Below are 24,363 nucleotides of genomic sequence, written 5' to 3' on the forward strand. Positions count from 1 at the left end.
GGTCAACTCCTCGAAGGTTGCGTGGGAAGGGCGCCGCCGCCGTGGGCGAGCACGTCGAGCAGCCGGTCGGCGACCGGTGGGCGCGGGCCGCCGTCGGGGGCGCGCAGCGTGTGCAGTTCGTGGCGCAGCCGCTTGTGGTCGTCGGCGGTCACGACCAGGGCGGGCAGCAGCAGCCGCAGGGCGTGCTCGGTGTCCGCGCGCCGGGCGGCGAGGTGCACCCAGGTGTGCAGCGCGTCGAGGGCCCCGCGGGTGTGGGCGCGGTCCCCGAGAGCGGTGCGCCAGAGGGCGGCGAGGTCGCGGGCCGTGTCGGCCTCGTACATACCGTGCTCGGCGTACCACTCGACGAGCGCGCCCTCCTCCGCGTTGTCGCAGGCCCGGACGAACGCGTCGAGCGCGAGCGCCCGGACCGTCGCCGTGTCGTGGTGGAGCAGCCGCACGAGTTCCGCGAGCATCTCGCCGCGGCGGACGCCGACGGACAGCAGCAGGGCGGTGGACTGGATCAGGTTGTCGGCCTCGGCCGCGCTGCTGTTCCCGGCCCGGGCCCGGGCGGCGAGCGCGCCCAGTGCCGGGGCCGCCAGGCCGGGGCGCAGGGGTGCGAGCAGGCCGAAGGCGCGGATCGCGGTCCAGCGGCGGGCCCAGTGGGTGTCCGTGCACCACTGGGTGAGCAGCCGCAGCACGGCGGGCGCGTCGAGGAGCTGCGCGAGGGTGAGGGCGTTGGCGGCGGTGACGCGGGGGCCGAACGACTTGGAGACGGCCCAGCCGTCGATCAGCAGGGCCACCGCCGAGGGCAGGTCGGCCCGGGCGAGCAGCGCGGTGGCCGCCGCGGCCCGGGTCCGCACGACCGGGCGCCCGTCCCGGGCCAGTTCCCGGAGCCAGGCGACCAGCGCGGGACGGGTGGACGGATGCCCCGTCCACACCTCGGTGAGCAGCACGCGGGGCGTGCCCTCCTTGCGGAAGTACGCGGTGAGCTGCGGCACCGGCCCCCACTCGGTCTCCACGTCGCACAGCTCGCCGGCGGCCCGCGCCCGGTCCAGCCGGACGTCGGCGGCGGGCCCGAAGAGGGGGATGTCCGGCGGTTCCTCGGGGTGCTGGAGCCGCTGGAAGTGCACGAAGAGCCGGTCGGCCAGCTCGGCGGCCAGCGCGTACGGTGCCCGGTCGAAGACGGCGAGGGAGACCAGGAAGGCCTTGTCGCGCAGGGCGGTGTCGGGATCGCCGAGCCATTCCCGGCACTGCTGCTCGACCGCGGCCTGCCCGAAGTCCGCGAGCCGGGACACGGCGTCCGCGCTGCCGTCGTACGCGGCCAGCACCCTCGCGAACCCGGCCGCCTCGGCGGGCCGGTGGGCGCCGCGGGCCAGGAAGTCCCGCACCGGGGAGAGGGCGAGGAGCTCCTCGGTGTCCGTGCCGCGCAGCCGGGTCAGGTGGGCGCGCAGCACGTCGGCCGGGTCCGGCGGCACCCACGCGCACGGAGCCGTCCCGAGCTGGAACGGCGAGTTCTCGACGGTCACCACAAGGTAGCCGTCGGCCTTGCGGAGCTGGTCGCGCGCCGCGTAGAGGTGGGTGTCCCGCAGGGGCCGGTTGCGGCTGAGCGGCAGGTCGCGCAGGACGTGACCGCCCGGCGCGGTGAGGCGGGCGCCGAGTTCGGCCGGGCTGGTCTCCGTGGCGAGGGCGTGCACGGCGGGGACGCCCAGGCGGTGCAGGAGCATCAGCGCGGCGGCGTGCCGGCCGGTCGCGTGCGCGCCGGAGATGACCAGGACACGCTCCTCGCGCAGCCGCTCCAGCGCGGTGGCGAAGACGGGACCGTCGACGAACACCGCCGCCAGGGTCTCCAGCAGGGTGCCGGGGATCCGGCCGGAGGCGGGCGCGGCCGGGGACGACGGGCCGTGGTGGTGGATCTCCGTCCTGCCCATGAACACATCGCGGGCGGTCCCGCCGGAGACACCGTGCTGGGCGCCGCCCACCAGGCTGCCGCCGACGGCGGCGGACCCGTCGAGGATGAAACCGGGCGTGTGCGCGACGAGCTCGCGCTGAGCGGCCCGCGCCTCCCGGCTCAGCTCCCGTTCGTCGTCGGGGCCGGTGGCGTCGGCGTCCGGCCGCGGATCGTGCGGCGGTGCCGGGTCGGGGGCGGGCGCCTGCGCCGGGGGGACCGTCACGCCGGCCCACCTCCCGACCGGCCCAGGTGGACGTCCCCGGCGACGTGGCCGCCGGAGACGCCGTGCTGGTCACCGCCGACGAGGCTGCCGCCGATCGAGGGGGTGCCGCCGTCGAACCGGAACACCACCCCGCCGGACGGAGCCGTTCCCCCTCCGGTCGCGGGCGCCGGCGCCGCTTCCGGTCCCGGTGCCGGGTGCTCCCCCGAGTCGGCACCCGGCACCGGGACCTCTTCCCCCCGCTCACTGTGGCTTGGTGCGCCCGGCACCGGCCCGTGCAGCCAGGCCTTCAGCGGGCCGTTCTTGCTCCCGACCGTCACGGCGTGGAACGCGTCCGCCGGGATGCCGGGGTGGTCGTGCCGCACGACCCCGGCGTGCAGCGCGTCCGAGACGCACAGCGCGAAGTCGTCGGGGCGCTCCGCGAGGGCCGCGCGCAGCAGGGCCGCGTCCAGCAGCCGGCAGGCGTGGTTCAGGTCCGAGCCCACCCAGCCGTCCCGCTCGTCCACGGCGACCCAGCCGGAGGCGAGGACGCCCCGCAGCCGGATCTGCGCCGAGCGGGACGCCATCCGGTTCACCGCCCGCAGCTGCGCGGGCACCTCCGTGAGCAGGGCCCGCAGCAGCGCCGTGACCGGGGCGTTCGCGTCGATCAGCTCCATGACGGAGTCGCCGCGGTCGGCCCTCAGCCGCAGCGTCTCGTCGATGCCCGCGCTCTCCAGGGCCCGGTCGGCGATGTCGTAGAGCATCCGGCGCAGATACGCCTGCTCCACGTCGTCCCGGTCGCTGAACCTCTCGATGTCCAGCAGCAGGATCGTGCGGTTCACGGGGTTGGTCATGGTCGCCCTTCGACGGTGTGTGCGTCGTGCAGGGCAGCAGAGTGGCCGGAGAGGCGGGGGAGCCGTGAGGGCGGATGACGCAGTCGGAGTGTGACGGCGTACACAGAGCGCGCCGCGGGCCCGTCCGGGGCCTGGGGAGGCGTTACGTCAGACGCCGCGCGCGGGGGGCCGCTCGCCGGCCGGTTCCCGCGTCGGGGAGGGGATCGCCGGGGCCGGCTGGTCCGTCGCGGCGATGCGGCGCAGCACGTCCGGGCGCAGGATGAGCAGCGTGCGGCGCCCGGTGGCCACCGCCTCCTTCTCCCGCAGTTCGCGCAGCAGGCGCTGCACCATCTCGCGGGAGGCGCCCACGGAGCCGGCCAGTTCCTGCTTGCTGAGCGGGACGGCGAGCGCGATGCCCTCGTCCGTGCGGCGGCCGTGGGTGCGCGCCAGGTCGAGCAGCAGCACCGCGAAACGCTGGCGGACGTTCATCGACGCGAACTCCAGGCGGCGCCGGTCGGCGGCCCGGGTGCGGTCCGCGGTGAGGCCGAGCAGGGCGAAGGAGACCGCGGGCGAACGGTTCAGGAAGTCCTTGAAGCGCTCGTGCTCCACGGCCACCGCCCGTACCGGCTCCAGGGCGGTCACCGTCGCCGAGCGCGGTCGGCCGGTCAGCGCGGCCGACTCGCCGATGACGTCACCGGGGCCGCGCAGGGCCAGCAGGGCCTCGTACCCGTTGGCGGCGGAGGCGGTGACCTTGGTCCAGCCCTGCACCAGGAACAGGACGTGCGAGGACGGTTCGCGCTGGTGCAGCAGGATGACGCGCGCGGCGAAGGCGAGTTCCCGGCCGAGTGACAGCAGCGCCGTGCGGTCCTCCTTCTCCAGCCGCGCCAGGAACGGAACCCGGTCGTCCAGGCCTCCGTCGTCCGGTGCGTGCGGCGCCGTCCTCATCAGCGAACCCCCCGATCGTCTCAGCGGACGGACCAAGGTACTGAAACGCGGCGGCGCCCCACGCGCGACGGGCGTGATCCGGCCGAATCGGCTCGTCTACGGCACGCCCAGCTCGAAGATGACGTAGTGCGCGTACCAGCCCGACGCGATCGCGGCCGTCGAGAAGAACACCACCAGGCCCGGTGTCCTCAGCCGGCTCAGGGCCGCCGCCGGGGCGAGGAGGAGGGGGAAGGCGGGGAGCAGGTAGCGCATGGTGTTGCCGAACATCTGCTGCGTGCCCAGGACCGTGATGATCGACGCCAGGGTGTAGGCGACGAGCACCAGCGGAGGCCTCTTGCGCAGCATCAGGGCGATCAGGAAGGGCAGCGCCAGGACCAGCTGGAGGGAGAGCAGGTCGGGGGTGGAGAAGGCGAAGACGTAGTCGTTGCGGCCCACCGCCAGGTTCCGCAGCACCTCCAGCGTGTAGGCGCCGTAGTCGAAGAAGTGCGCCCACCCCTCGCGCTGGAGGATGAAGTACGCCGACGGCTCGCCGGTGCTGTAGCCGACCCAGGCGATGTAGGACAGCAGGCCCAGCGGGGCGACGATCATCGCGTACAGCGGGCCCCGCACCCCGTGCTCGCGTCGGCTCGCGGGGCGCGCGAGGGTCACCAGCGCGGCGAGTCCCACGGCGCCTATGAGGACGGCGGACGTGGGCCGGTTCAGGCCGGCGGTGAAGGCCAGCAGGCCGGCCGCCACCCAGCGCCGGGTCATCACGGCGTAGCAGGCCCAGGCGGCGATGGCGACGAACACGGACTCCGAGTACACCGCCCACTCGACGCCCGCGCCGGGCGCCACGGCCCACAGCCCCGCGGCGATGGTGCCCGCCCGTACCCCGGCGAGCAGGCGGACCACGGCGTAGATGCCCGCGGCGGCGACGAAGGAGGCCAGGACGGAGACCAGGATCCCCGAGCCGTACAGGCCGATCCCGGTGATCTCCGAGACCATGCGGATCAGGGCCGGGTAGAGCGGGAAGAACGCCACCGAGTTCTGCTGGACGGTGAACAGGCCGTCGGAGTCCAGCCGTACCAGGGAGGGGTGGTAGCCGTGCTCGGCGACCTGGAGGTACCACCAGCCGTCCCAGGTGGCGAGGACGTCCCACCAGTGGGCGCCGCCGCCGAAGCGCGGGTTCTTGCCGCGGTAGTCCCCGGCGTACTCCAGCAGCGAGGCGAAGACCGTGAGACCGACGAGCTTGGTGACGCCGTACAGGGCGAGCGCGGGCAGGTACGGGCGCGCGCCGGCCGGCGGACGCAGGCGCCGGGTCCACGCGGGCAGCCGGTCCTGCCAGGCCGCCCCGGCCCGGCCCGGGACACCGCTGCCCGGCCGCCCTCCCGCCGTCCCCCGGCGTTCGCCGGACAGCCCGTCCCGCGCGCCGTCCCCCGCGCCGGCCGACGCGTCGGTCGCCGTGCCGTCGGCAGCCGTGTCCATGGCTGTGGTCCCCTCGGTCCGCCCTCAACGAGCAATTGCTGCCATAAGATCGCACAAGAGTCGCACATCTGTGCTCCGTGCCAGGGGACGAGGGGAGGGGAGCGACGGTGCCCGAGGAACGGGACGAGCCGGTCGTGCTGTCGGTCGTCATCCCCATGTACAACGAGGAAGAGGCCCTGCCCGCGCTGGTCAGCAGGCTGCGGCCGGTCCTCGCGGAGCTGGGCGTCGCGCACGAGGTCGTCGCGGTGGACGACGGCAGCGTCGACCGCACCGCGGAGCTGCTCGCCGCCTTCCGGCTCGGCTGGCCCGAACTGCGGGTGATCGCGCTGCGGCGCAACTCCGGCCACCAGGCCGCCCTGACCGCCGGCCTGGACCGGGCCGTCGGGGCCTACGTGGTGAGTCTGGACGCCGACCTCCAGGACCCGCCGGAGAAGATCCCCGACATGCTGGCGCTGGCCCGCGCCGAGAGCCTCGACATCGTCTACGGCGTCCGGGCCGACCGCAGCAGCGACACCGGGTTCAAGCGCTGGACCGCGGGCGTCTACTACCGGCTCATGCGCCGGCTGGCCGGCCCCTCGGTCACCGCGCAGGCGGGCGACTTCCGGCTGCTCAGCCGGGCCGCGGTGGACGCCTTGAAGGCCCTGCCGGACCAGCAGCGGGTCTACCGTCTCCTGGTGCCGTGGCTGGGTTTCCCGAGCGGCCAGGTCACCTACCAGCGCGCGCCGCGCACCGCGGGCCGGACGAAGTACCCGCTGGGCCGGATGATCCGCCTCGCGGTCGACAGCGTCACCGGCTTCTCCGCGGCCCCGCTGCGCATCGCCACCTGGCTGGGCGCCGGCGCCTTCCTGGTCTGCCTGGGACTGCTGGTCTACACGCTGACCGCCTTCGCCCTGGGCCGCACGGTGCCCGGCTGGACCTCGCTCTTCACCGGGATCGTGTTCATCGGGGCCGTCCAGCTCGTCTGCGTGGGCCTGCTCGGCGAGTACGTCGGCCGGATCTACACGGCGGTGCAGAACAGACCGACCTACTTCGTCCGGCACGACACGGCGGCCGGGCCGGACGGGCCCGGTGCCCCCGTCGGGGAGGGCGAGCCGCGGATTCCGGTGCCGCGGTCCTGAGCGGGTGCGCGACCGCGGTGCCGAGCCGCCGCACGGCCGTCGGGCGCCCGGGCGGGGGTCGGACGCGGATCGGGAGGAACCGGGACGGGCCGGGTGCCGGTGCCGGTCTCGCCCATTTGTTTTGACCGCAGCGAATGCGATAGGTACGCTCAGACCTTGTGCCTGGGGTGTGCCCTGGCCTTCGTGCGTGCCTTCAACCGCACCGGGGGCCGTGAGCGGCCACCGCAATCCGCGCCTCTTTCCGTCCTCGCGGCGAGGGTCCGCGGCTTCGACACACCCGACCGCGTGGGTCGGTGACGTCCCAGGTTAGCTTCACCATTCGGCACACAGAAACCGGAGAAGTAGTGCCTACGATCCAGCAGCTGGTCCGTAAGGGCCGGCAGGACAAGGTCGAGAAGAACAAGACGCCCGCACTCGAGGGTTCCCCCCAGCGTCGCGGCGTCTGCACGCGTGTGTTCACGACCACCCCGAAGAAGCCGAACTCGGCCCTGCGTAAGGTCGCGCGTGTGCGTCTGACCAGCGGTATCGAGGTCACTGCTTACATTCCGGGTGAGGGACACAACCTGCAGGAGCACTCCATCGTGCTCGTGCGCGGCGGCCGTGTGAAGGACCTGCCGGGTGTTCGCTACAAGATCATCCGCGGCTCGCTCGACACCCAGGGTGTCAAGAACCGCAAGCAGGCCCGCAGCCGCTACGGCGCCAAGAAGGAGAAGTAAGAATGCCTCGTAAGGGCCCCGCCCCGAAGCGCCCGGTCATCATCGACCCGGTCTACGGTTCTCCTCTGGTGACCTCCCTGATCAACAAGGTGCTGCTGAACGGCAAGCGCTCCACCGCCGAGCGCATCGTCTACGGTGCCATGGAGGGTCTGCGTGAGAAGACGGGCAACGACCCGATCATCACGCTGAAGCGCGCGCTCGAGAACATCAAGCCGACCCTCGAGGTCAAGTCCCGCCGTGTCGGTGGCGCCACCTACCAGGTGCCGATCGAGGTCAAGCCCGGTCGCGCCAACACCCTCGCGCTGCGCTGGCTCGTCGGTTACTCCCGCGCCCGTCGCGAGAAGACCATGACCGAGCGTCTGCTCAACGAGCTCCTCGACGCCTCCAACGGCCTGGGTGCCGCTGTGAAGAAGCGCGAGGACACGCACAAGATGGCCGAGTCCAACAAGGCCTTCGCGCACTACCGCTGGTAGTCGCTACCCACATCGAGACCGAGAGAAGACTGAAGCCTTATGGCTACCACTTCACTTGACCTGGCCAAGGTCCGCAACATCGGGATCATGGCCCACATCGACGCGGGCAAGACGACCACCACCGAGCGGATCCTGTTCTACACCGGTGTGTCGTACAAGATCGGTGAGGTCCACGACGGCGCTGCCACCATGGACTGGATGGAGCAGGAGCAGGAGCGTGGCATCACGATCACGTCTGCTGCGACCACCTGTCACTGGCCGCTCGAGGACAACGACTACACGATCAACATCATCGACACCCCGGGCCACGTCGACTTCACCGTCGAGGTGGAGCGTTCCCTGCGTGTGCTCGACGGTGCCGTGACCGTGTTCGACGGTGTCGCCGGTGTCGAGCCCCAGTCCGAGACGGTGTGGCGTCAGGCCGACCGTTACGGCGTGCCCCGCATCTGCTTCGTGAACAAGCTGGACCGCACCGGCGCCGAGTTCCACCGCTGCGTGGACATGATCTCGGACCGCCTGGGCGCCCAGCCGCTCGTCATGCAGCTCCCGATCGGTGCCGAGGCCGACTTCAAGGGCGTCGTGGACCTGGTCCGCATGAAGGCGCTCGTGTGGTCCGCCGAGGCCGCCAAGGGCGAGATGTACGACGTCGTCGACATCCCCGACACGCACACCGAGGCCGCCGAGGAGTGGCGCGGCAAGCTGGTCGAGGCCGTCGCCGAGAACGACGAAGAGATCATGGAGCTGTTCCTGGAGGGCCAGGAGCCCACCGAGGAGCAGCTGTACGCCGCGATCCGTCGCATCACCATCGCCTCCGGCAAGTCCAGCGACACCACGGTCACCCCGGTGTTCTGCGGCACCGCGTTCAAGAACAAGGGCGTCCAGCCCCTGCTCGACGCGGTCGTGCGCTACCTGCCGACCCCGCTCGACGTCGAGGCCATCGAGGGCCACGACGTCAAGGACCCCGAGGTCGTCGTCAAGCGCAAGCCGTCGGAGGAGGAGCCGCTCGCCGCGCTCGCCTTCAAGATCATGAGCGACCCGCACCTCGGCAAGCTCACCTTCGTCCGGGTCTACTCGGGCCGCCTCCAGTCCGGCACCGCGGTGCTGAACTCGGTCAAGGGCAAGAAGGAGCGCATCGGCAAGATCTACCGCATGCACGCCAACAAGCGTGAGGAGATCGAGTCGGTGGGCGCCGGCGACATCGTCGCCGTCATGGGCCTGAAGCAGACCACCACCGGTGAGACGCTGTCCGACGACAAGAGCCCGGTGATCCTGGAGTCCATGGACTTCCCGGCGCCGGTCATCCAGGTCGCCATCGAGCCCAAGTCGAAGGGTGACCAGGAGAAGCTGGGCGTCGCGATCCAGCGCCTGGCCGAGGAGGACCCCTCCTTCCAGGTTCACACCAACGAGGAGACCGGCCAGACCATCATCGGTGGTATGGGCGAGCTGCACCTCGAGGTGCTGGTCGACCGCATGCGCCGTGAGTTCAAGGTCGAGGCCAACGTCGGCAAGCCGCAGGTCGCCTACCGTGAGACGATCCGCAAGGCCGTCGAGCGCGTGGACTACACCCACAAGAAGCAGACCGGTGGTACCGGTCAGTTCGCCAAGGTGCAGATCGCGATCGAGCCGATCGAGGGCGGCGACGCCTCGTACGAGTTCGTGAACAAGGTCACCGGTGGCCGCATCCCGAAGGAGTACATCCCTTCGGTGGACGCCGGTGCGCAGGAGGCCATGCAGTTCGGCATCCTGGCCGGCTACGAGATGACGGGCGTCCGCGTCACGCTCATCGACGGTGGCTACCACGAGGTCGACTCCTCCGAGCTCGCGTTCAAGATCGCCGGTTCGCAGGCCTTCAAGGAGGCCGCGCGCAAGGCTTCGCCCGTGCTCCTCGAGCCGATGATGGCCGTCGAGGTCACCACGCCCGAGGACTACATGGGTGAGGTCATCGGCGACATCAACTCCCGCCGTGGCCAGATCCAGGCCATGGAGGAGCGGGCGGGTGCCCGCGTCGTGAAGGGCCTCGTGCCCCTGTCGGAGATGTTCGGCTACGTCGGCGACCTCCGCAGCAAGACGTCGGGTCGCGCAAGCTACTCGATGCAGTTCGACTCCTACGCCGAGGTTCCCCGGAACGTCGCCGAGGAGATCATCGCGAAGGCCAAGGGCGAGTAACACGGTCCGCGTTTAACGGACCGCGTTCACACGCCTTAGGCTTGACCCCGGAGCCTGCAAGGGGCATTCCGCCGCCAACCCGGCGGAATGTCCCGGGCCCGGGTTTCCCAGCAAAGATCACCTGGCGCCGATGAGTAAGGCGTACAGAACCACTCCACAGGAGGACCCCAGTGGCGAAGGCGAAGTTCGAGCGGACTAAGCCGCACGTCAACATCGGCACCATCGGTCACATCGACCACGGTAAGACGACCCTCACGGCCGCCATTACCAAGGTGCTGCACGACGCGTACCCGGACCTGAACGAGGCCTCGGCCTTCGACCAGATCGACAAGGCTCCCGAAGAGCGCCAGCGCGGTATCACCATCTCCATCGCGCACGTCGAGTACCAGACCGAGACGCGTCACTACGCCCACGTCGACTGCCCCGGTCACGCGGACTACATCAAGAACATGATCACGGGTGCGGCGCAGATGGACGGCGCCATCCTCGTGGTCGCCGCCACCGACGGCCCGATGCCGCAGACCAAGGAGCACGTGCTCCTGGCCCGCCAGGTCGGCGTTCCGTACATCGTCGTCGCCCTGAACAAGGCCGACATGGTGGACGACGAGGAGATCCTGGAGCTCGTCGAGCTCGAGGTGCGTGAGCTCCTCTCCGAGTACGAGTTCCCGGGCGACGACGTTCCCGTCGTCAAGGTCTCCGCTCTGAAGGCCCTCGAGGGCGACAAGGAGTGGGGCAACTCGGTCCTCGAGCTCATGAAGGCCGTGGACGAGGCCATCCCGGAGCCCGAGCGCGACGTCGACAAGCCGTTCCTGATGCCGATCGAGGACGTCTTCACCATCACCGGTCGCGGTACGGTCGTCACCGGCCGCATCGAGCGTGGTGTCCTCAAGGTCAACGAGACCGTCGACATCATCGGCATCAAGACCGAGAAGACCACCACCACGGTCACCGGCATCGAGATGTTCCGGAAGCTCCTCGACGAGGGCCAGGCCGGTGAGAACGTCGGTCTGCTGCTTCGCGGCATCAAGCGCGAGGACGTCGAGCGCGGCCAGGTCATCATCAAGCCGGGCTCGGTCACCCCGCACACCGAGTTCGAGGCGCAGGCCTACATCCTGTCCAAGGACGAGGGTGGCCGCCACACGCCGTTCTTCAACAACTACCGTCCGCAGTTCTACTTCCGTACGACGGACGTGACCGGCGTCGTGACCCTCCCCGAGGGCACCGAGATGGTCATGCCGGGTGACAACACCGAGATGAAGGTGGAGCTCATCCAGCCCGTCGCCATGGAAGAGGGCCTGAAGTTCGCCATCCGTGAGGGTGGCCGGACCGTGGGCGCCGGCCAGGTCACCAAGATCAACAAGTAAGTTCCGCTTGCTTGTTGGGTCGATGACCTGACCTGGGCTTGATGCCTGAGAGGACCCGCACGACTTCGGTCGTGCGGGTCCTTTCGCGTGGGCGCCCGAGACCGGCTCGGTCCGCGTGATCAGTCGGTCAGCGTGTCCCCCGGTGGCCGCTGCGCGGCTCGGGCCAGCCGGGCGGCCAGTTCCCCGAGCGCCTGCCGCAGCTCGTCGGGACGGTGGATGGTGAAGGGCCACTCCAGGGAGGCCAGCAGGTGTGCCATGCCGTCCAGATGCTCGGCCCGCGCCCGCATGAGGACGCCCGTGGGCCGGGCGGTGAGCGTCACCGCCGAGCCGGGCAGCCGGCGGGCGATCCCGCCGAGGGGGCCGTGGATCGTCACCTCGACCTGCCAGCGGTAGAGCCCCTTGGCCAGGTTCGCGGTCAGGTGGGCGACGGGATCGAAGCCGTCGGGTGCGGTGAAGCGGCCGGCCCGGGAGGTGACGGAGGCGATGCGGTCGATGCGGAAGGTGCGCAGGCCCTCGCGGAGGTGGTCGTGGCCCACGACGTACCAGCGGCCGGTGTGGAAGACCACGCCGTAGGGGTCGATGTCGCGTTCGGTGTCCTCGTCGCGCGAGGACCGGTGGTGGATGCCGACGGTCGTGCGGGCGCGGGAGGCCTGGGCCAGCGCCAGCAGGACGCCCGTCCCGGGTGCCTGCCCGGTCACGGCGCCCGCGGTGAACGAGAGGGTCTCCCGCATCGCGGCGAGCGGTTCGCGCAGGGAGTCCGGCAGCACCCGTTCGATCTTGGCCAGGGCGCCGGCACTGGCCGGTGCGGCCGTGCCCATGCCCAGGCGTTCCGCCGCGAGCAGGCCGAGGACGACGGCGAGGGCCTCGTCGTTGGTGAGCACCAGGGGCGGCATGCGGTAGCCGCGGGCCAGCCGGTAGCCGCCGTAGCGGCCGCGCTCGGCCTCCACCGGGATGCCCAGTTCCCGCAGGTGGGCGGTGTAGCGGCGGACGGTGCGGACGTCGGTGCCCAGCCGGCCGGCCAGCTCCGTCCCGGTGAGCCCGGCGTTCGACTGGAGGAGCTCCAGCAGGGTCAGCACACGGGTCAGGGGATGCGACATGGATCCCTCGACGTTTCAGGGCGGATTCTGTCCTGTATCGACTCTACGCTCCCCGCAGGACCTACTTCTGGGAGATCACATGGCCACCTTCGTACTCGTTCCCGGCGCCTGGCTCGGGGCGTGGGTCTGGGAGGACACCGCCGGTGCCCTGCGGGAGCGCGGCCACACGGCGCTGCCGCTGACCCTGACCGGCCTGGCCGAGCGCGGCGACCAGGGCGGGCCCCGGACGGACCTGGAGACCCACATCGCGGACATCACCGGCTTCGTCGAGCGGAACGCGCTGCGTGACGTCACGCTGGTCGCCCACAGCTACGCGGCCGCGCCGGTCACCGGGGCGGCCGCGCGTCTCGGCGGACGGCTGGAGCGCGTCGTCTACGTGGACAGCGCCCCGTTCGCCGAGGGCATGTGCATGCTCGACCTGATGCCCCCGCAGGCGGCGGACCAGCTCCGGCAGGAGGTCGCCGCGTCCGGTGACGGGTGGCGGCTGCCGATGCCGCCCTTCGAGGTCGTCGGCCTGTCCAGCAGCCTCGACGGCCTCGACGAGGACCGGCGGGACGTGCTGCGCGCACGGGCCACCCCGCAGCCGTTCGGCACCTACACCCAGCCCCTGGCCGGCCCGGTCGAGCCCGGCGCCGGGGTGGACCGCGTCCTGGTCGCCTGCCACGACTTCACACGGCTGCTGGACGCCGGCGTGCCGATGCTGGCCCACCTGAACCAGCCGCCGTGGCGGCGCTTCGACCTGCCCACCGGCCACTGGCCGATGCTGTCCGAGCCCGCCGGGCTGGCCGGCGTCCTCGACGAGTGCTGCACCGTCACCCGGACCTGAGCACGGACGGGCCCGGGCGCTCTCCCGCTGCGCACCCGGGCCCTGCCCCCGTGTCCCCCGTGGGGCGGTCAGTGGATCACACGTGCTGCCACAGCGCCGGGACGTTCGACGGCTCCCAGCCCGGCTGGGCCTGGTGGCCCTGGAGGCAGCGGTACGTGGCGCCGCCGTACGTCACGGTGTCGCCCGGCTGGTAGACCGTGCCGGCCGCCCAGGTGCCGCCGCCCGGCGGGGGCTCCTCGGGGCCGCCGCCACCGGACGTCTTCAGGGTGAGCCCGTAGTTCGTCAGCAGCGGGTTGATCGGCTGGAAGAAGGTCTCGCCGCCGCTGCCGCAGTTGCCCGAGCCGCCCGAGGTGACGCCCTGGGCCTGGCTGCCGGAGATGTAGGAGCCGCCGGAGTCGCCGGGCTCGGCGCACACCGTGGTGCGGGTGACGCCGGAGACGGTGCCCTCCTGGTAGGTGACGCTGGTGTTGAGCTGCTGGACGGTGCCGCAGTGCCAGCCGGTCGTCGAGCCGGAGCGGCACACGGAGGCGCCGACCGTCGCCTGCGTGGACCCGGCGACCTGGACGCTCTGCCCGCCGGCGCCGTTGACGTACGGGGTCGCCGTCCAGCTGGAGTTGGCCGCCACCCACGCCATGTCGCGGCCGGGGAAGACCGAGCCCTGGAAGGTGCCCTGGGCGACCCGGTTGGCGCCGCTGGTGCCGGCGCCGGCCTGGCCGCAGTGGCCGGCGGTGGCGAAGCCCTGCTGGGTGCCCTTGGTGACGGGGAAGCCGATCGAGCAGCGCCCGCTGTTGTTGATGTAGTACGCCTCGCCGCCCCGCAGGTCGTAGAAGGTGCGGGGACGCTCGGTGCGCGTGACGACGCGGGTGAGGGACGGGTCGACCCCGGCCGCCGCCAGCAGCGCACGGGCCGCGGCCGGGCGTACGGCCTCCACGACGAGGGTGTTGGTGCGCGGGTCGACGTACCGGACGGGCGCGTCGGCGCCGTTCCGGCCGGTCGCCGCCCGGTCCAGGCGGGCCCGGGCCGCGTCCAGGTCGGCCAGCGAGTGACGTACGACCTTCGCCTCGGCACCCTGCGTCTCGATCGCCCGGACGTCGCCCGCGTCGGTCGTCGCCACGGTCAGCGTGCCGGACTCGGCGCCCCGCACCCAGGCGCCCGCGAAGTCCGCGCCGAGCGCCGCCCGCAGCCGGCCCGCCACGGCGCCCGCCTCGGCCTCGTTCACCAGGCGCCGTTCGGCCTGGTGCCGGTCAAGGCCGAGGTCGCGCCGCATGGCGTTCAGCAGGGCGGGCGGGGCGGCGTCGGTGCGGAGCGTCTGTGCCGCGGAGGGCGCCGACGGCCGCACGGCCCCGGCCGCCCCGGCGCTCGCGGAGCCGCTGAGCCCGGCCACGAGCAGGGCGGCCGCGGCCGTGAGGGCGGCGCCCGCGGCTCTGGCCCGGGTGTGCCGCTGGGACACGGAGGACAGGGAGGACATGGGGACTCCTCGGTCTCGGTGGGGAGGTGCCGAAACCGTAGGGAGGGCCGGGCGGCGGGCATAAGACACCGGCCGGCCCCCTCCCCGGCGTTATGGAACGCGTGCGGGCGTCGCCGGGGGCCCGTCGCTCAGCCCACGGCGGCCGCGTCGCCGTGCGCCGCGAGCCACGCGGTGTAGCTGTCGCTGCCCGCGGCGACGCCCGCATGGGCGACGCGGGCCTGGGCGAGGACCGTGGCGGCGGTGTCCTGCCGCTGGGTCCCGGCGTGCCAGCCGAGCAGGTGCCGCCAGGCCAGGGGCGTGCCGGTGAGCGGCCGGGTCACGATGCCGGGCGTGGTCGGGAACGTGGCCCGGCACAGCCCGACCGCCCGGCCCACCTGCACGAGGTGCACCAGGGAGGCGGTGTCCGTCTCGTACATGCGGTGCGGGGTGAACCCGGCGCGGGCGCAGGACGCGGTGAAGCAGTCCCCGAAGCAGCCGTCACCGGGCACGCAGGCCCACTCCTCGCCCGCCAGCTCGGTCAGGTCAACCTCGGGGCGGTGGGCGAGCGGGTGGCCGTCGGGCACCATGACGAACACCGGGTCGACGGCGACCTCCCGCCAGACCAGGCCCTCCGCGCCGGGCGGGGACGCCGACCCGCAGGTCCCGGCGAGGGCGAAGTCCAGCCGCCCCTCGGCGAGCTGCCCGGCCAGCTCCCGTTCCGACCAGGACGTGCAGGTCGTCATCCGGGCGTCCGGTGCCACGCCCGCCAGCCGGTCCACCAGCGCGCCCAGGAGGGGGCCGTGGGTGCCGCCCAGCCGGAGCCGCTCCGCGGTGCGCGGGGCCGCACGGGCGAACCGGGCCGCCTCCTGCTGGAGGTCGGTGACCGCGGGCAGCACGATCCGGCTGCGCTCCAGCACCAGTTCCCCCAGCGCGGTGACCCGCACGCCGTGCCGTCCGCGCTCGAACAGGGCGCCGCCCAGGGCGCGTTCGATCCGCTTGAGCTGTGCGCTCAACGCGGGCTGCGCGAGCCCCAGCGCCGTCGCCGCCCTGGTGAGGCTGCCGGCGTCGGCGATGGCCCGGACCGTCCTGAGATGCCGCAACTCCAGCTCCATGAGGGGAGCTTGCGACGAAGGCGGGGCGGGGGCAAGAGGCTGGTACAGACCAGTGCCGCCGAAGGGGCTCCGGGCGGTACGGCGGCACCGGGCCGGGTGCCGCCGTACGGGCGTGGCGGGTGCCTCAGATCCGGTGGACCGTGTGCAGGGTCCTCGCGTAGGTCCCGGTGCCGTCGAGGACCGACCCGCCGCCCAGGTCGGACATGGTCGGGCCGTTGACCGTCTTGCGGCTGGACAGGAACCGGCGCAGGCCCTCGGCGTCCGGGCCGAGGTAGATGCCGACGTGGTCCACGGTGGCCGCCGGGCCGTCGTCGCCGGAGTCGGCGTTGAACAGGACGAGGTCGCCGGGCTGGAGCTGCGCGGCGGCGGGCGGGTTCGTGCCGTCGGTGCGGTCGACGCGGACGCCGGGCGCGTACTCGGCCATGTCCCGGGACTTGCGCGGCAGCCGGGTACCCGAGGTGTCCGCGCCCGCGGCCATCGGTACGCCCAGGTGGTAGCCGTAGACCATGCGGGTGTAGCCCGAGCAGTCGAGGTTGCCGGCCTGCTTGGCGGACGGGCCGGTGTAGGCGCCGTCGGGGAAGGTCCAGCCGGTGTTCATGTACTCGTGGAAGTCGGCGCCCTCGTAGCGGTAGCCCCGCGGGTCCAGGTAGCCGTACCCGGCCTCGCCCAGGACCTGCCTGCCCTCGGCCGGGCCGGCACCGGCGACGACGGCCGGCGCCCCGGCGAGGAACATCGCGGCGTGGGCGAGGACGTCCGGGGCGGTGGAGCCGTACCAGCCGCGGACGGTGGTCTCCAGCTCCGGGGTCCAGACGCCGTCGAAGGGCTCGGGCAGCACCCGCACCCAGTCGGAGTGGGTGACGGCGGGCGGTGCCGCCCAGTTCGCCGCGTTCACCTGGAAGCGGCTGACCAGGAGCCGGACCGGCAGGTTCGTGGTGCCCTGGTTGGCGAGCGCGCGCAGGCCGACGCGGCCCTTGCCGAAGGTGGCGTCGGTGACGTCGGCGGTCCAAGCGGACGGCTCGGTGTCGGCGGAGCGCCAGGCCTTGGCCCGGATCCGGGTGCCCTCGCGGCGGACCCGTATCGTCCAGTCGGTGCCCGCGGGCACGCCGGTGGCCAGGGTCACCGCCGTGGCGAGCTGGGTGACGGTGTCGGCGACCTCCTTCTCCACCCGGAGCTGGACGGAGCCGGACGTGGTGAAGGACAGCCGGGCCCGGTAGCTGTTGTGCGTGTCCTGGTAGCCGAAGGACAGGGCGTACGAGCAGGCGTCGCCGGCCGGGACCTTGTCGAACCGCGCGACGGAGCTGACGTCCAGGTCGGTGATCTCGCCGTCCCGGAGGGTGGCGTGGCGGCTGGCGTAGTCGGTGGTGAGGGCGATGATCCCGGTGCCCGGGACCACCGAGTAGTCGGAGTCCGCCGGTCCGAGGGCGGACCAGCTTCCGCCGCCCGGCGAGGTGCCCCAGTACGCGCGGTCGTCCACGGGCAGCGAGGGGTCGGGCAGCGTGCGCTCGAAGTCGTCCGTGAAGGGTCTCTTGTTCTCGGTGAAGGTCCGCTCCGGTCCGGGCAGCAGGACGGTGCGCGCCCCGTGGGTCAGGAGCGCGACCCGTCTGCCGCCGGAGGTGACCTCGGTGCGGGCCGGGGTGCCGGGCAGCACGCCGGCGGTGAGCCGGGAGGCCAGGGTGAGACCGCCGAAGTGGGCGGGGCCCAGGGGCGACAGCGTCACGGCCGAGCGTGCCGCGGCGAGAGAGGCGGGCTGGGTGGGAGCGGCCACCGGCGAGGCCGCCGGGGCCGTGGCAGTGGCAGCGGCAGAGGCGGGCGAGGCGGAGGCCCTGGCGCCGAGCGGGATCGTGGCGGCCGAGGCCGCGAGAGCGGCGAGCACGCCGCGCCGTGAGGTGTTGGTCATGGCCGACATCATCGGGCCGCGCGGTGGCACGCCCGGCACCGGCTCGACCACGAGTGATCGTCAAGGGCCGGAATCGGCCTGGTCGTTCGTGTTGCCGTCGAGGAGCTCCCGGGTGCGCCGCACCAGCGCCTCCCGTACGGAGTCGGGCGCGAGGACGCGCAGGGGTGTGCCCAGGCCGAGCAGGTACGTGGCGAGCCCTTCGGCGTCGGGACCGCCGACCTCGACGACCGTGGCACCGGGACCGTCGGCGCGGTGGGTGCCGACGGTGGACGGGACGAGCCGCAGCGCCTGGTCCGGTGGCATCGGGAGGCGCACCGTCGCCCGCAGCGGGTAGGGGCCGGTGGCGACGGAGCGGGAGACGAGCAGCGCCGGGTCGGGCGGGTCGGTGATCTCCACCGGGCGTCCGGTGGGCCGGAGCCGCTGGACGCGGTCGGCCCGGAAGGTCCGCCACCGGTCCCGTTCCACGTCGCGGGCCACGAAGTACCAGCGGTGCCCCGTGTGGACCAGGCGGTACGGGTCGACGTCCCGGACCGTGGCCCGCCCCTCCCAGTCGCGGTACGACAGCCGGGCGCGCTCGGCCCGGCGGCAGGCGGCGGCCAGCTCCAGCAGCATGCCGGGCGGGACCTGCGGCCCGCCGGCCCTGGGGGTGTGGACGAAGGCGGCGTCCATGTCGCCCAGCCGGTCCGCGACCCGCCGGGGCAGCACCTGGCGCAGCTTCAGCAGCGCCGACAGGGCGGCCTGGTCACCGCCGAGCGCCCCGCTCAGCGCGGCCTCCCGCAGCCCGACGGCCACGGCGAGCGCCTCCTCGTCGTCCAGGATCAGCGGGGGCGTCCGCGTGCCGGGGCGCAGGCGGTAGCCGCCCCAGGGGCCGGGGTCGGACTCGACGGCGTAGCCGAGCTCCCGCAGCCGGGCGATGTCCCGGCGCACGGTCCGCTCGGTGACCTCGATGCGCGCGGCCAGCTCGCCGCAGGTCCAGGAGGGCCGGACGGCCAGCAGGGAGACCAGCCGCAGCAGCCGGGCGGACGTACTCAGCATGTCGGCGAAGTTTTCCACACGCCGGCCCATGACCCGGACCGAACCTGTCCTGGTCGCGTCCTACCGTTCCCGCCATGACGAACACCACGGAAAACACTCCGGCGCCCGCGCTCCGCTACTCGGCGGTCACCTTCGACTGCCCCGACCCGGCCGAGATGGCCCGCTTCTACGGCGAGGCCCTCGGTCTGTCCGTCGTCTTCTCCACCGACGACTTCGTCCTGCTCGGGCAGCGGGACGGAGCGGCCGGCCTCGGCTTCAACCGCCTGGCCGACTACCGCCGTCCCACCTGGCCGGACCCCGCGCGGGAGAAGCAGGCCCACATCGACCTCGGCGCCGACGACCTGGACGCGGCCGAGGCCCGGCTGTTGGCCCTGGGGGCGACGAAGCCCGATTTCCAGCCGGACCCGGACCGGTGGCGGGTGCTTCTGGACCCGGCCGGCCACCCGTTCTGCGTGTCGACGTTGGCGTGAGCGTTCGGTACCGCCTGGGACTCAGAAGCCGGGTTCCGGTGGGCTGAGGAGCAGTTCGGCCCACACGGTCTTGCGGGGAGAGCGGCCCTCCGTCACTCCCCAGCGGTGCGCGAACGCCTCCACGAGCAGCAGCCCGCGGCCCGACTCCGCTTCGGGGTCGGGTGTTCGCGGCTCGGGGAGCCGTTCGCCCCGGGTGTCCGTGACCTCGACGCGCAGGGTGTCGCCGACGACGTACAGGGTGAGCCGGAAATCACGGCCGGGGACGCGTCCGTGGGCCGCCGCGTTCGCGGCCAGCTCGGCGACGACGTGCCGTGCCGGGTCCAGGGGCAGCTCCCAGGAACGGAGTTGCTCGGTCGCCAGCAGGCGGGCCAGACGGGCACCGCGGGGCGTCGGGGAGAGCTGCACGCTGAAGTTGCGGACGGACGCCTGGAGTTCGGCGGATTTCTGATTCACGTCACTCAGCGTGGCGGTGCCTGCGTACCGTGAGAAGTGACTCAGCGGGTACGTACGGTCACTGTCCGGAGCTTGTCCGGTGCTGTCGGGGCTGTCGGAGGCGGACGTACGGGTAGGGCGCTGGAAGCCACAGCAGGACGACGAAGGGGCGCGGAATGACGGTCGAGGCGGAGGCGGGCCCGCTCAGGGGCGAGGCCGACGAGCCGGGCTGGGAGGTGGACCCGGACGACGAGTGGGGCGTCGCCGTCATCGCCACCGTGGGGAGGCAGTTGAAGCTCCGGCGCGAGGCGGTGGGGATGCGGGCCGCCGACTTCGGCGCCGCCGTGGGGTACGGGGAGGACCTCGTCTACAAGGTCGAGGGCGGCAAGCGGATTCCCCGGCAGGAGTACCTGGACAGGGCCGACGACGTCCTGAACGCGGGCGGGCTCATCGCGGCGACGTGGGAGGACGTGAAGAAGGTCCGGTACCCGAAGAAGGTGCGGGAGCTGGGGCAGTTGGAGGGCAGGGCCGTCGAGATCGGTGTGTATGAGTGCAGCATCGTCGCGGGGCTGCTCCAGACGCCGGAGCACGCACGGGTACTGATGGAAGCCAGGCAGCCGCCGTACTCCCCGGACGACCTGGAGCGCATGGTGGCCGCACGCTTGGCCAGGCAGTCCGTCTTCGAACGCGATCCCGCTCCCTCGATGCACTTCGTGCTCGAAGAGGCGCCGCTGCGTCGGCAGGTCGGGGGCACAATGGTGTGGCGGCAGCAGCTCGAACGTCTGTTGGAGGTGGGGCGGTTGCACAACGTCACGCTTCAAGTCATGCCGACGAACACCGACGCCCATCCAGGGCTGGACGGCAGGATCGAGCTGCTGAAGTTCCCGGACGGTACAGCGGTCGGACGCTCCGATGGTGCGTTCAACGGGCGGCCGATCACCGACCCGAAAGACCTCCGCATCGTGGAGTTGCGGTATGGCACGATCCGGGCGCAGGCGCTCTCTCCGCGGGAGTCGCTGGCATTCATCGAGAAGCTGCTGGGAGAAACATGATCCGCAAGGTCTCTGCCCGTGATGCATCCGAACTGGTGTGGTTCAAGAGCAGCTACAGCGGTGGCACCGACGGCGAGTCCTGCGTCGAGCTGGCCATCACCCCCGGCACCGTCCACGTACGCGACTCCAAGCACACCGCGGGCCCCCGCCTGACCCTCACGCCCGCCGCCTGGACGGAGTTCCTGCCGTACGCGTCGGAGCGCTGACGACCTCCTGGGTCCCTACGACCGCGAGCAGCTCCAGCAGCCCCGCGCTGTCCGTCCCGACGGCCGGGGTGAACCAGAGCAGCCGCTGCCGCCCGTCCTCGCTGAACAGGTTGAGGCAGTTGACCTCGATCACGCCGAGCGTGGGGTGGACGATGCGCTTGCGGTCGTCGCGGCGGAAGGCCACGTCGTGGTCGGCCCACAGCGCGGCGAACTCGGGGGAGACGTCGAGCAGCGTGCGGATCATCGAGCCGGCTTCCGGGTCCTTGGCGTCCCTGCGCGCCGCCGCGGCCCGCAGGTCGGCGACGAAGGCGCGGGACTGCCTCTCGTGGTCGGCCTCGGGATGCAGACGCCTGGCGTCGGGCTCGGTGAACCACCGGTGGACGAAGCTGGCCCGGGGCCCCCGGAACGCGGACTGGTCCCCGACCAGCGCCACGGCCAGCGGGTTCTGCACGAGGGTGACGTGCAGGTCGGTGATCACCTGCGCCGGGGTCGAGGACAGCCGGCCGAGCAGGTCGAGCATGCCGGGATGCACGTGCGGGACGGCCCCGCCCCGCACCGGCACCGGCCGGTCCGCGAGCCGGAACAGATAGTCGCGTTCGTCGGCGGACAGCCGCAGCGCCCGCGCCAGCGCGGCGATCATCTGCTCGGACGGCTGGGAGCCGGCGCCGCGCTCCAGCTCGTTGTAGTAGTCCACCGACGCCCCGGCGAGCTGGGCGACCTCCTCGCGGCGCAGCCCCGGCACCCGGCGCCGCGGCCCGGCCGGGAGCCCCACGTCGGCCGGACGGATCCGCTCCCGCCGCGACCGCAGGAACGCTCCCAGCTCGGCGTACTTCACAGCGCTCATGCCGTCCATTCTGCGCCGGGCGGGGACGGTGACCCAGGGGATGACATCCCCTGGCTGCGCTGGCCGCGGCGGCGCATCGTGGAGCCATGACCACGCACACGAACCAGAACGACACCGCACGGAACGGGCGCGTCGCCGTCGTCACCGGCGGATCCCGCGGCATCGGCCGGGCGGTCGCGCGGAAGCTCGCCGAGGACGGCCTCGCCGTCGTAGTGAACTACGCCCGCGGCGCGGCGGCCGCCGAGGAGAACGTGGCCGCGATCACCGAGGCCGGCGGGCGGGCGATCGCCGTACAGGCCGACGTGGCGGAGGAGAAGGAGGTCGCCGCGCTCTTCGACCGGGCGGAGGAGGAGTTCGGCGGCGTCGACGTGGTCGTGAACTCGGCCGGCCGGATGACCCTGTCGACCATCGCCGACCTGGACCTCGCGGCCATGGACGCCATGCACCGCACCAACATCCGCGGCACCTTCGTGGTCGCCCGGGAGGCGGCCCGGCGACTGCGGGCGGGCGGCTCCTTCGTGGGGTTCTCGACGTCCGTCGTCGGCGCGCAGTTCCCGACCTACGGCGCGTACTCGGCGAGCAAGGGTGCCGTGGAGGCGATGGTGCTGATCATGGCGCGTGAGCTGCGCGGCCGCGACATCACGGTGAACGCCGTCGCCCCCGGGCCCACGGCCACGGACATGTTCCTCGCGGACAAGACGCCCGAGCGGATCGAGCAGCTCGCCAAGACCCCGCCCCTGGAGCGGCTGGGCACCCCGGAGGACATCGCCGCCGTGGTCGCCTTCCTGAGCAGCCCCGCCGGCCACTGGGTGAACGGCCAGACCCTGCGCGCCAACGGAGGGCTGGTCTGACATGCCCTTCGCCCACTTCAAGGTCCCCGCGGGCACCGTCACCGCCGAGGACAAGCGGAAGATCGTCGAGCGCACCACCGACCTGTACGCGGAGATCTACGGCGAGCGGGCCCGCGCCACCACCGTCGTCCTCGTCGACGAGGTCGCCGACGGCGGCTGGGGCGTCGCCGGGAACGTCCTCACGGCGGCGATGCTCAACGGCGACGCGTGACCAGGGCGGCCCCTGCCGCCGTCTTCGTCGTCGTGCGCCCACGGGTAGCCGTTATGCGACGCACCGGTCTCACATATTGGTCAGGGCGCAGACCGAACACTGGCCAGGGTGTTTACATGCGCGTAACACTGAAGTGTCCCCGCGCGCGGCAACGGCGCCGAGCGCCCCTCACCGGACGGGACAGGAGCCACGCCGGCCGCCCCTCCCGGCCCCCCTCCCGGACCCGGTGTCAGCCGTGCCAGAAAGGGCTTCCGTGACGACGCGATCCGAATCGAAGACCACGCTCGACCACCTGCTCGCCGAGATCGAACACCGCAACCCGGCCCAGCCCGAGTTCCACCAGGCCGTCCACGAGGTGCTGGAGACGCTCGCCCCCGTGGTCGCGGCCCGCCCCGAGTACGCGGAGCCGGGCCTCATCGAGCGGCTGGTCGAGCCCGAGCGGCAGGTCATCTTCCGCGTGCCGTGGCAGGACGACCAGGGGCGGGTCCACGTCAACCGGGGCTTCCGGGTGGAGTTCAACAGCGCGCTCGGCCCGTACAAGGGCGGCCTGCGCTTCCACCCGTCCGTGAACCTGGGCGTCATCAAGTTCCTGGGCTTCGAGCAGATCTTCAAGAACGCCCTGACCGGCCTCGGCATCGGCGGCGGCAAGGGCGGCAGCGACTTCGACCCGCACGGCCGCAGCGACGCGGAGGTCATGCGGTTCTGCCAGTCCTTCATGACGGAGCTCCACCGGCACATCGGCGAGCACACGGACGTCCCGGCCGGTGACATCGGCGTCGGCGGCCGAGAGATCGGCTACCTGTTCGGCCAGTACCGCCGCATCACCAACCGCTGGGAGGCCGGCGTCCTCACCGGCAAGGGCGCGGGCTGGGGCGGCTCGCTGATCCGCCCCGAGGCGACCGGCTACGGCAACGTCCTCTTCGCCGCGGCCATGCTGCGCGAGCGCGGCGAGGACCTGGAGGGCCAGACGGCGGTCGTGTCCGGCTCCGGCAACGTCGCGATCTACACCATCGAGAAGCTGGCCGCCCTCGGCGCCAACGCCATCACCTGCTCCGACTCCTCCGGCTACGTGGTCGACGAGAAGGGCATCGACCTGGAGCTGCTCAAGCAGATCAAGGAGGTCGAGCGCGGCCGCGTCGACACGTACGCCGAGCGGCGCGGCTCCTCGGCGCGCTTCGTGCCCGGCGGGCGGGTCTGGGAGGTCCCCGCCGACATCGCGCTGCCGTCGGCCACCCAGAACGAGCTGGACGAGAACGACGCCGCCGCGCTGATCCGCAACGGCGTCAAGGCGGTCTCCGAGGGCGCCAACATGCCGACCACCCCCGAGGCCGTCCACCTCCTCCAGCGCTCCGGCGTAGCCTTCGGCCCCGGCAAGGCGGCGAACGCGGGCGGGGTCGCGGTCAGCGCCCTGGAAATGGCCCAGAACCACGCGCGTACGTCGTGGACGGCGGAGCGCGTCGAGGACGAGCTGACGCACATCATGAACGACATCCACACCACCTGCCACGAGACCGCCGAGCGCTACGGCGCCCCCGGCGACTACGTGACCGGTGCCAACATCGCCGGCTTCGAGCGCGTCGCCGACTCGATGCTCGCCCAGGGCGTCATCTGACGCACGGGTGAACACGCCGCCAACGCCGAACGGGGTGTTGGCGGCGAGTCGTCGAAAGCACTACCG

23 protein-coding genes are annotated in these 24,363 nt (G+C 72.6%); 12 read left to right on the forward strand and 11 right to left on the reverse strand.

Annotated elements, in window-relative coordinates; genetic code table 11:
- Nucleotides 1-2 precede the first annotated feature (2 nt).
- The 4 genes from ACFWJB_RS05470 to ACFWJB_RS05485 all read right to left on the reverse strand — a co-directional run bounded on the left by ACFWJB_RS05470 (nucleotide 3) and on the right by ACFWJB_RS05485 (nucleotide 5,368).
- A complete protein-coding gene (locus ACFWJB_RS05470; protein ID WP_386920402.1) occupies nucleotides 3-2,150 on the reverse strand; it encodes a hypothetical protein in 2,148 nt (715 codons plus the stop codon).
- Complete coding sequence (locus tag ACFWJB_RS05475) at nucleotides 2,147-2,980, reverse strand: hypothetical protein (RefSeq protein WP_386920403.1); 834 nt, start codon at nucleotides 2,978-2,980, stop codon at nucleotides 2,147-2,149. Before ACFWJB_RS05475 ends, ACFWJB_RS05470 begins: the two co-directional genes overlap by 4 nt.
- A gap of 147 nt (nucleotides 2,981-3,127) precedes the next feature.
- Nucleotides 3,128-3,904 (reverse strand): Crp/Fnr family transcriptional regulator, encoded by a 777-nt coding sequence (locus ACFWJB_RS05480; RefSeq protein WP_385459685.1) that lies wholly within the window; start codon nucleotides 3,902-3,904, stop codon nucleotides 3,128-3,130.
- Nucleotides 3,905-4,000: 96 nt separating this feature from the next.
- On the reverse strand, nucleotides 4,001-5,368 hold the full coding sequence (locus tag ACFWJB_RS05485) for a hypothetical protein (RefSeq protein ID WP_386920405.1): 1,368 nt from the start codon (nucleotides 5,366-5,368) through the stop codon (nucleotides 4,001-4,003).
- Between the two features lie 107 nt (nucleotides 5,369-5,475).
- On the opposite strand from ACFWJB_RS05485, the gene ACFWJB_RS05490 reads away from it, so the two are divergent.
- From ACFWJB_RS05490 to tuf, 5 genes are all read left to right on the forward strand, one after another.
- Nucleotides 5,476-6,486, forward strand: a complete 1,011-nt coding sequence (locus tag ACFWJB_RS05490) for a glycosyltransferase family 2 protein (protein ID WP_385459689.1) — start codon at nucleotides 5,476-5,478, stop codon at nucleotides 6,484-6,486.
- A gap of 344 nt (nucleotides 6,487-6,830) precedes the next feature.
- A complete protein-coding gene (rpsL, locus tag ACFWJB_RS05495) occupies nucleotides 6,831-7,202 on the forward strand; it encodes a 30S ribosomal protein S12 (RefSeq protein ID WP_003948652.1) in 372 nt (123 codons plus the stop codon).
- 2 nt (nucleotides 7,203-7,204) lie between these two features.
- Nucleotides 7,205-7,675: a 30S ribosomal protein S7 gene (gene rpsG, locus ACFWJB_RS05500; protein WP_003992340.1), complete on the forward strand. Its 471-nt coding sequence runs from the start codon at nucleotides 7,205-7,207 to the stop codon at nucleotides 7,673-7,675.
- 39 nt (nucleotides 7,676-7,714) lie between these two features.
- Entirely contained in the window at nucleotides 7,715-9,841 is a 2,127-nt protein-coding gene (gene fusA / locus ACFWJB_RS05505; protein WP_385459691.1) for an elongation factor G, read from the forward strand.
- A gap of 170 nt (nucleotides 9,842-10,011) precedes the next feature.
- Nucleotides 10,012-11,205 carry an elongation factor Tu gene (gene tuf, locus ACFWJB_RS05510; protein ID WP_161166423.1) on the forward strand — a complete coding sequence of 398 codons (1,194 nt, stop codon included), beginning with the start codon at nucleotides 10,012-10,014 and terminating at the stop codon, nucleotides 11,203-11,205.
- A 119-nt stretch (nucleotides 11,206-11,324) separates the two neighbouring features.
- Here tuf and ACFWJB_RS05515 read toward each other — a convergent pair whose 3' ends face one another.
- Nucleotides 11,325-12,302: a helix-turn-helix transcriptional regulator gene (locus ACFWJB_RS05515; protein WP_386920408.1), complete on the reverse strand. Its 978-nt coding sequence runs from the start codon at nucleotides 12,300-12,302 to the stop codon at nucleotides 11,325-11,327.
- A 79-nt stretch (nucleotides 12,303-12,381) separates the two neighbouring features.
- Between ACFWJB_RS05515 and ACFWJB_RS05520 the strand changes: the two genes are divergently transcribed.
- A complete protein-coding gene (locus ACFWJB_RS05520; protein ID WP_385459697.1) occupies nucleotides 12,382-13,128 on the forward strand; it encodes an alpha/beta fold hydrolase in 747 nt (248 codons plus the stop codon).
- 76 nt (nucleotides 13,129-13,204) lie between these two features.
- On the opposite strand, the gene ACFWJB_RS05525 is transcribed toward ACFWJB_RS05520, so the two are convergent.
- From ACFWJB_RS05525 to ACFWJB_RS05540, 4 genes are all read right to left on the reverse strand, one after another.
- Nucleotides 13,205-14,596 (reverse strand): alpha-lytic protease prodomain-containing protein, encoded by a 1,392-nt coding sequence (locus tag ACFWJB_RS05525; protein ID WP_386920411.1) that lies wholly within the window; start codon nucleotides 14,594-14,596, stop codon nucleotides 13,205-13,207.
- 128 nt (nucleotides 14,597-14,724) lie between these two features.
- Complete coding sequence (locus ACFWJB_RS05530; protein ID WP_385459701.1) at nucleotides 14,725-15,687, reverse strand: LysR family transcriptional regulator; 963 nt, start codon at nucleotides 15,685-15,687, stop codon at nucleotides 14,725-14,727.
- 124 nt (nucleotides 15,688-15,811) lie between these two features.
- Nucleotides 15,812-17,584, reverse strand: coding sequence for an NlpC/P60 family protein (locus ACFWJB_RS05535; protein WP_386920413.1), 1,773 nt, complete (start codon nucleotides 17,582-17,584; stop codon nucleotides 15,812-15,814).
- Between the two features lie 60 nt (nucleotides 17,585-17,644).
- On the reverse strand, nucleotides 17,645-18,619 hold the full coding sequence (locus ACFWJB_RS05540) for a helix-turn-helix transcriptional regulator (protein WP_386920415.1): 975 nt from the start codon (nucleotides 18,617-18,619) through the stop codon (nucleotides 17,645-17,647).
- A gap of 74 nt (nucleotides 18,620-18,693) precedes the next feature.
- Here ACFWJB_RS05540 and ACFWJB_RS05545 point away from each other — a divergent pair, with 74 nt between their 5' ends.
- Entirely contained in the window at nucleotides 18,694-19,089 is a 396-nt protein-coding gene (locus ACFWJB_RS05545; RefSeq protein WP_385459707.1) for a VOC family protein, read from the forward strand.
- Between the two features lie 21 nt (nucleotides 19,090-19,110).
- On the opposite strand, the gene ACFWJB_RS05550 is transcribed toward ACFWJB_RS05545, so the two are convergent.
- Complete coding sequence (locus ACFWJB_RS05550) at nucleotides 19,111-19,542, reverse strand: ATP-binding protein (RefSeq protein ID WP_385459708.1); 432 nt, start codon at nucleotides 19,540-19,542, stop codon at nucleotides 19,111-19,113.
- 155 nt (nucleotides 19,543-19,697) lie between these two features.
- Between ACFWJB_RS05550 and ACFWJB_RS05555 the strand changes: the two genes are divergently transcribed.
- Nucleotides 19,698-20,573 carry a helix-turn-helix domain-containing protein gene (locus ACFWJB_RS05555; RefSeq protein WP_386920418.1) on the forward strand — a complete coding sequence of 292 codons (876 nt, stop codon included), beginning with the start codon at nucleotides 19,698-19,700 and terminating at the stop codon, nucleotides 20,571-20,573.
- Entirely contained in the window at nucleotides 20,570-20,779 is a 210-nt protein-coding gene (locus tag ACFWJB_RS05560; protein WP_386920420.1) for a DUF397 domain-containing protein, read from the forward strand. The genes ACFWJB_RS05555 and ACFWJB_RS05560 overlap by 4 nt, the downstream gene beginning before the upstream one ends.
- Here ACFWJB_RS05560 and ACFWJB_RS05565 read toward each other — a convergent pair.
- Complete coding sequence (locus tag ACFWJB_RS05565; RefSeq protein ID WP_386920422.1) at nucleotides 20,730-21,632, reverse strand: helix-turn-helix transcriptional regulator; 903 nt, start codon at nucleotides 21,630-21,632, stop codon at nucleotides 20,730-20,732. The two genes, ACFWJB_RS05560 and ACFWJB_RS05565, sit on opposite strands and share 50 nt — an antisense overlap.
- Before the next feature lie 77 nt (nucleotides 21,633-21,709).
- On the opposite strand from ACFWJB_RS05565, the gene ACFWJB_RS05570 reads away from it, so the two are divergent.
- From ACFWJB_RS05570 to gdhA, 3 genes are all read left to right on the forward strand, one after another.
- Nucleotides 21,710-22,474 carry an SDR family oxidoreductase gene (locus tag ACFWJB_RS05570; RefSeq protein WP_385459716.1) on the forward strand — a complete coding sequence of 255 codons (765 nt, stop codon included), beginning with the start codon at nucleotides 21,710-21,712 and terminating at the stop codon, nucleotides 22,472-22,474.
- Nucleotide 22,475: 1 nt separating this feature from the next.
- Nucleotides 22,476-22,685: a 4-oxalocrotonate tautomerase family protein gene (locus ACFWJB_RS05575; protein ID WP_189229149.1), complete on the forward strand. Its 210-nt coding sequence runs from the start codon at nucleotides 22,476-22,478 to the stop codon at nucleotides 22,683-22,685.
- A gap of 253 nt (nucleotides 22,686-22,938) precedes the next feature.
- Nucleotides 22,939-24,297 carry an NADP-specific glutamate dehydrogenase gene (gene gdhA / locus ACFWJB_RS05580; protein WP_385459724.1) on the forward strand — a complete coding sequence of 453 codons (1,359 nt, stop codon included), beginning with the start codon at nucleotides 22,939-22,941 and terminating at the stop codon, nucleotides 24,295-24,297.
- Nucleotides 24,298-24,363 lie beyond the last annotated feature (66 nt).

Origin of the sequence: Streptomyces sp. NPDC127100, from assembly GCF_042724095.1 — a bacterium.
Classification (GTDB): domain Bacteria; phylum Actinomycetota; class Actinomycetes; order Streptomycetales; family Streptomycetaceae; genus Streptomyces.

Bases quoted from the DNA above. Each gene is read 5' to 3' on its own strand.
- ACFWJB_RS05575 (WP_189229149.1), top strand. From the start codon at position 22,476: ATGCCCTTCGCCCACTTCAAGGTCCCCGCGGGCACCGTCACCGCCGAG.
- ACFWJB_RS05530 (WP_385459701.1), bottom strand. From the start codon at position 15,687: ATGGAGCTGGAGTTGCGGCATCTCAGGACGGTCCGGGCCATCGCCGAC.
- ACFWJB_RS05475 (WP_386920403.1), bottom strand. From the start codon at position 2,980: ATGACCAACCCCGTGAACCGCACGATCCTGCTGCTGGACATCGAGAGG.
- rpsG (WP_003992340.1), top strand. From the start codon at position 7,205: ATGCCTCGTAAGGGCCCCGCCCCGAAGCGCCCGGTCATCATCGACCCG.
- fusA (WP_385459691.1), top strand. From the start codon at position 7,715: ATGGCTACCACTTCACTTGACCTGGCCAAGGTCCGCAACATCGGGATC.
- ACFWJB_RS05485 (WP_386920405.1), bottom strand. From the start codon at position 5,368: ATGGACACGGCTGCCGACGGCACGGCGACCGACGCGTCGGCCGGCGCG.
- ACFWJB_RS05535 (WP_386920413.1), bottom strand. From the start codon at position 17,584: ATGACCAACACCTCACGGCGCGGCGTGCTCGCCGCTCTCGCGGCCTCG.
- ACFWJB_RS05555 (WP_386920418.1), top strand. From the start codon at position 19,698: ATGACGGTCGAGGCGGAGGCGGGCCCGCTCAGGGGCGAGGCCGACGAG.
- ACFWJB_RS05520 (WP_385459697.1), top strand. From the start codon at position 12,382: ATGGCCACCTTCGTACTCGTTCCCGGCGCCTGGCTCGGGGCGTGGGTC.
- ACFWJB_RS05480 (WP_385459685.1), bottom strand. From the start codon at position 3,904: ATGAGGACGGCGCCGCACGCACCGGACGACGGAGGCCTGGACGACCGG.
- ACFWJB_RS05565 (WP_386920422.1), bottom strand. From the start codon at position 21,632: ATGGACGGCATGAGCGCTGTGAAGTACGCCGAGCTGGGAGCGTTCCTG.
- ACFWJB_RS05525 (WP_386920411.1), bottom strand. From the start codon at position 14,596: ATGTCCTCCCTGTCCTCCGTGTCCCAGCGGCACACCCGGGCCAGAGCC.
- ACFWJB_RS05570 (WP_385459716.1), top strand. From the start codon at position 21,710: ATGACCACGCACACGAACCAGAACGACACCGCACGGAACGGGCGCGTC.
- ACFWJB_RS05545 (WP_385459707.1), top strand. From the start codon at position 18,694: ATGACGAACACCACGGAAAACACTCCGGCGCCCGCGCTCCGCTACTCG.
- ACFWJB_RS05560 (WP_386920420.1), top strand. From the start codon at position 20,570: ATGATCCGCAAGGTCTCTGCCCGTGATGCATCCGAACTGGTGTGGTTC.
- ACFWJB_RS05540 (WP_386920415.1), bottom strand. From the start codon at position 18,619: ATGCTGAGTACGTCCGCCCGGCTGCTGCGGCTGGTCTCCCTGCTGGCC.
- ACFWJB_RS05515 (WP_386920408.1), bottom strand. From the start codon at position 12,302: ATGTCGCATCCCCTGACCCGTGTGCTGACCCTGCTGGAGCTCCTCCAG.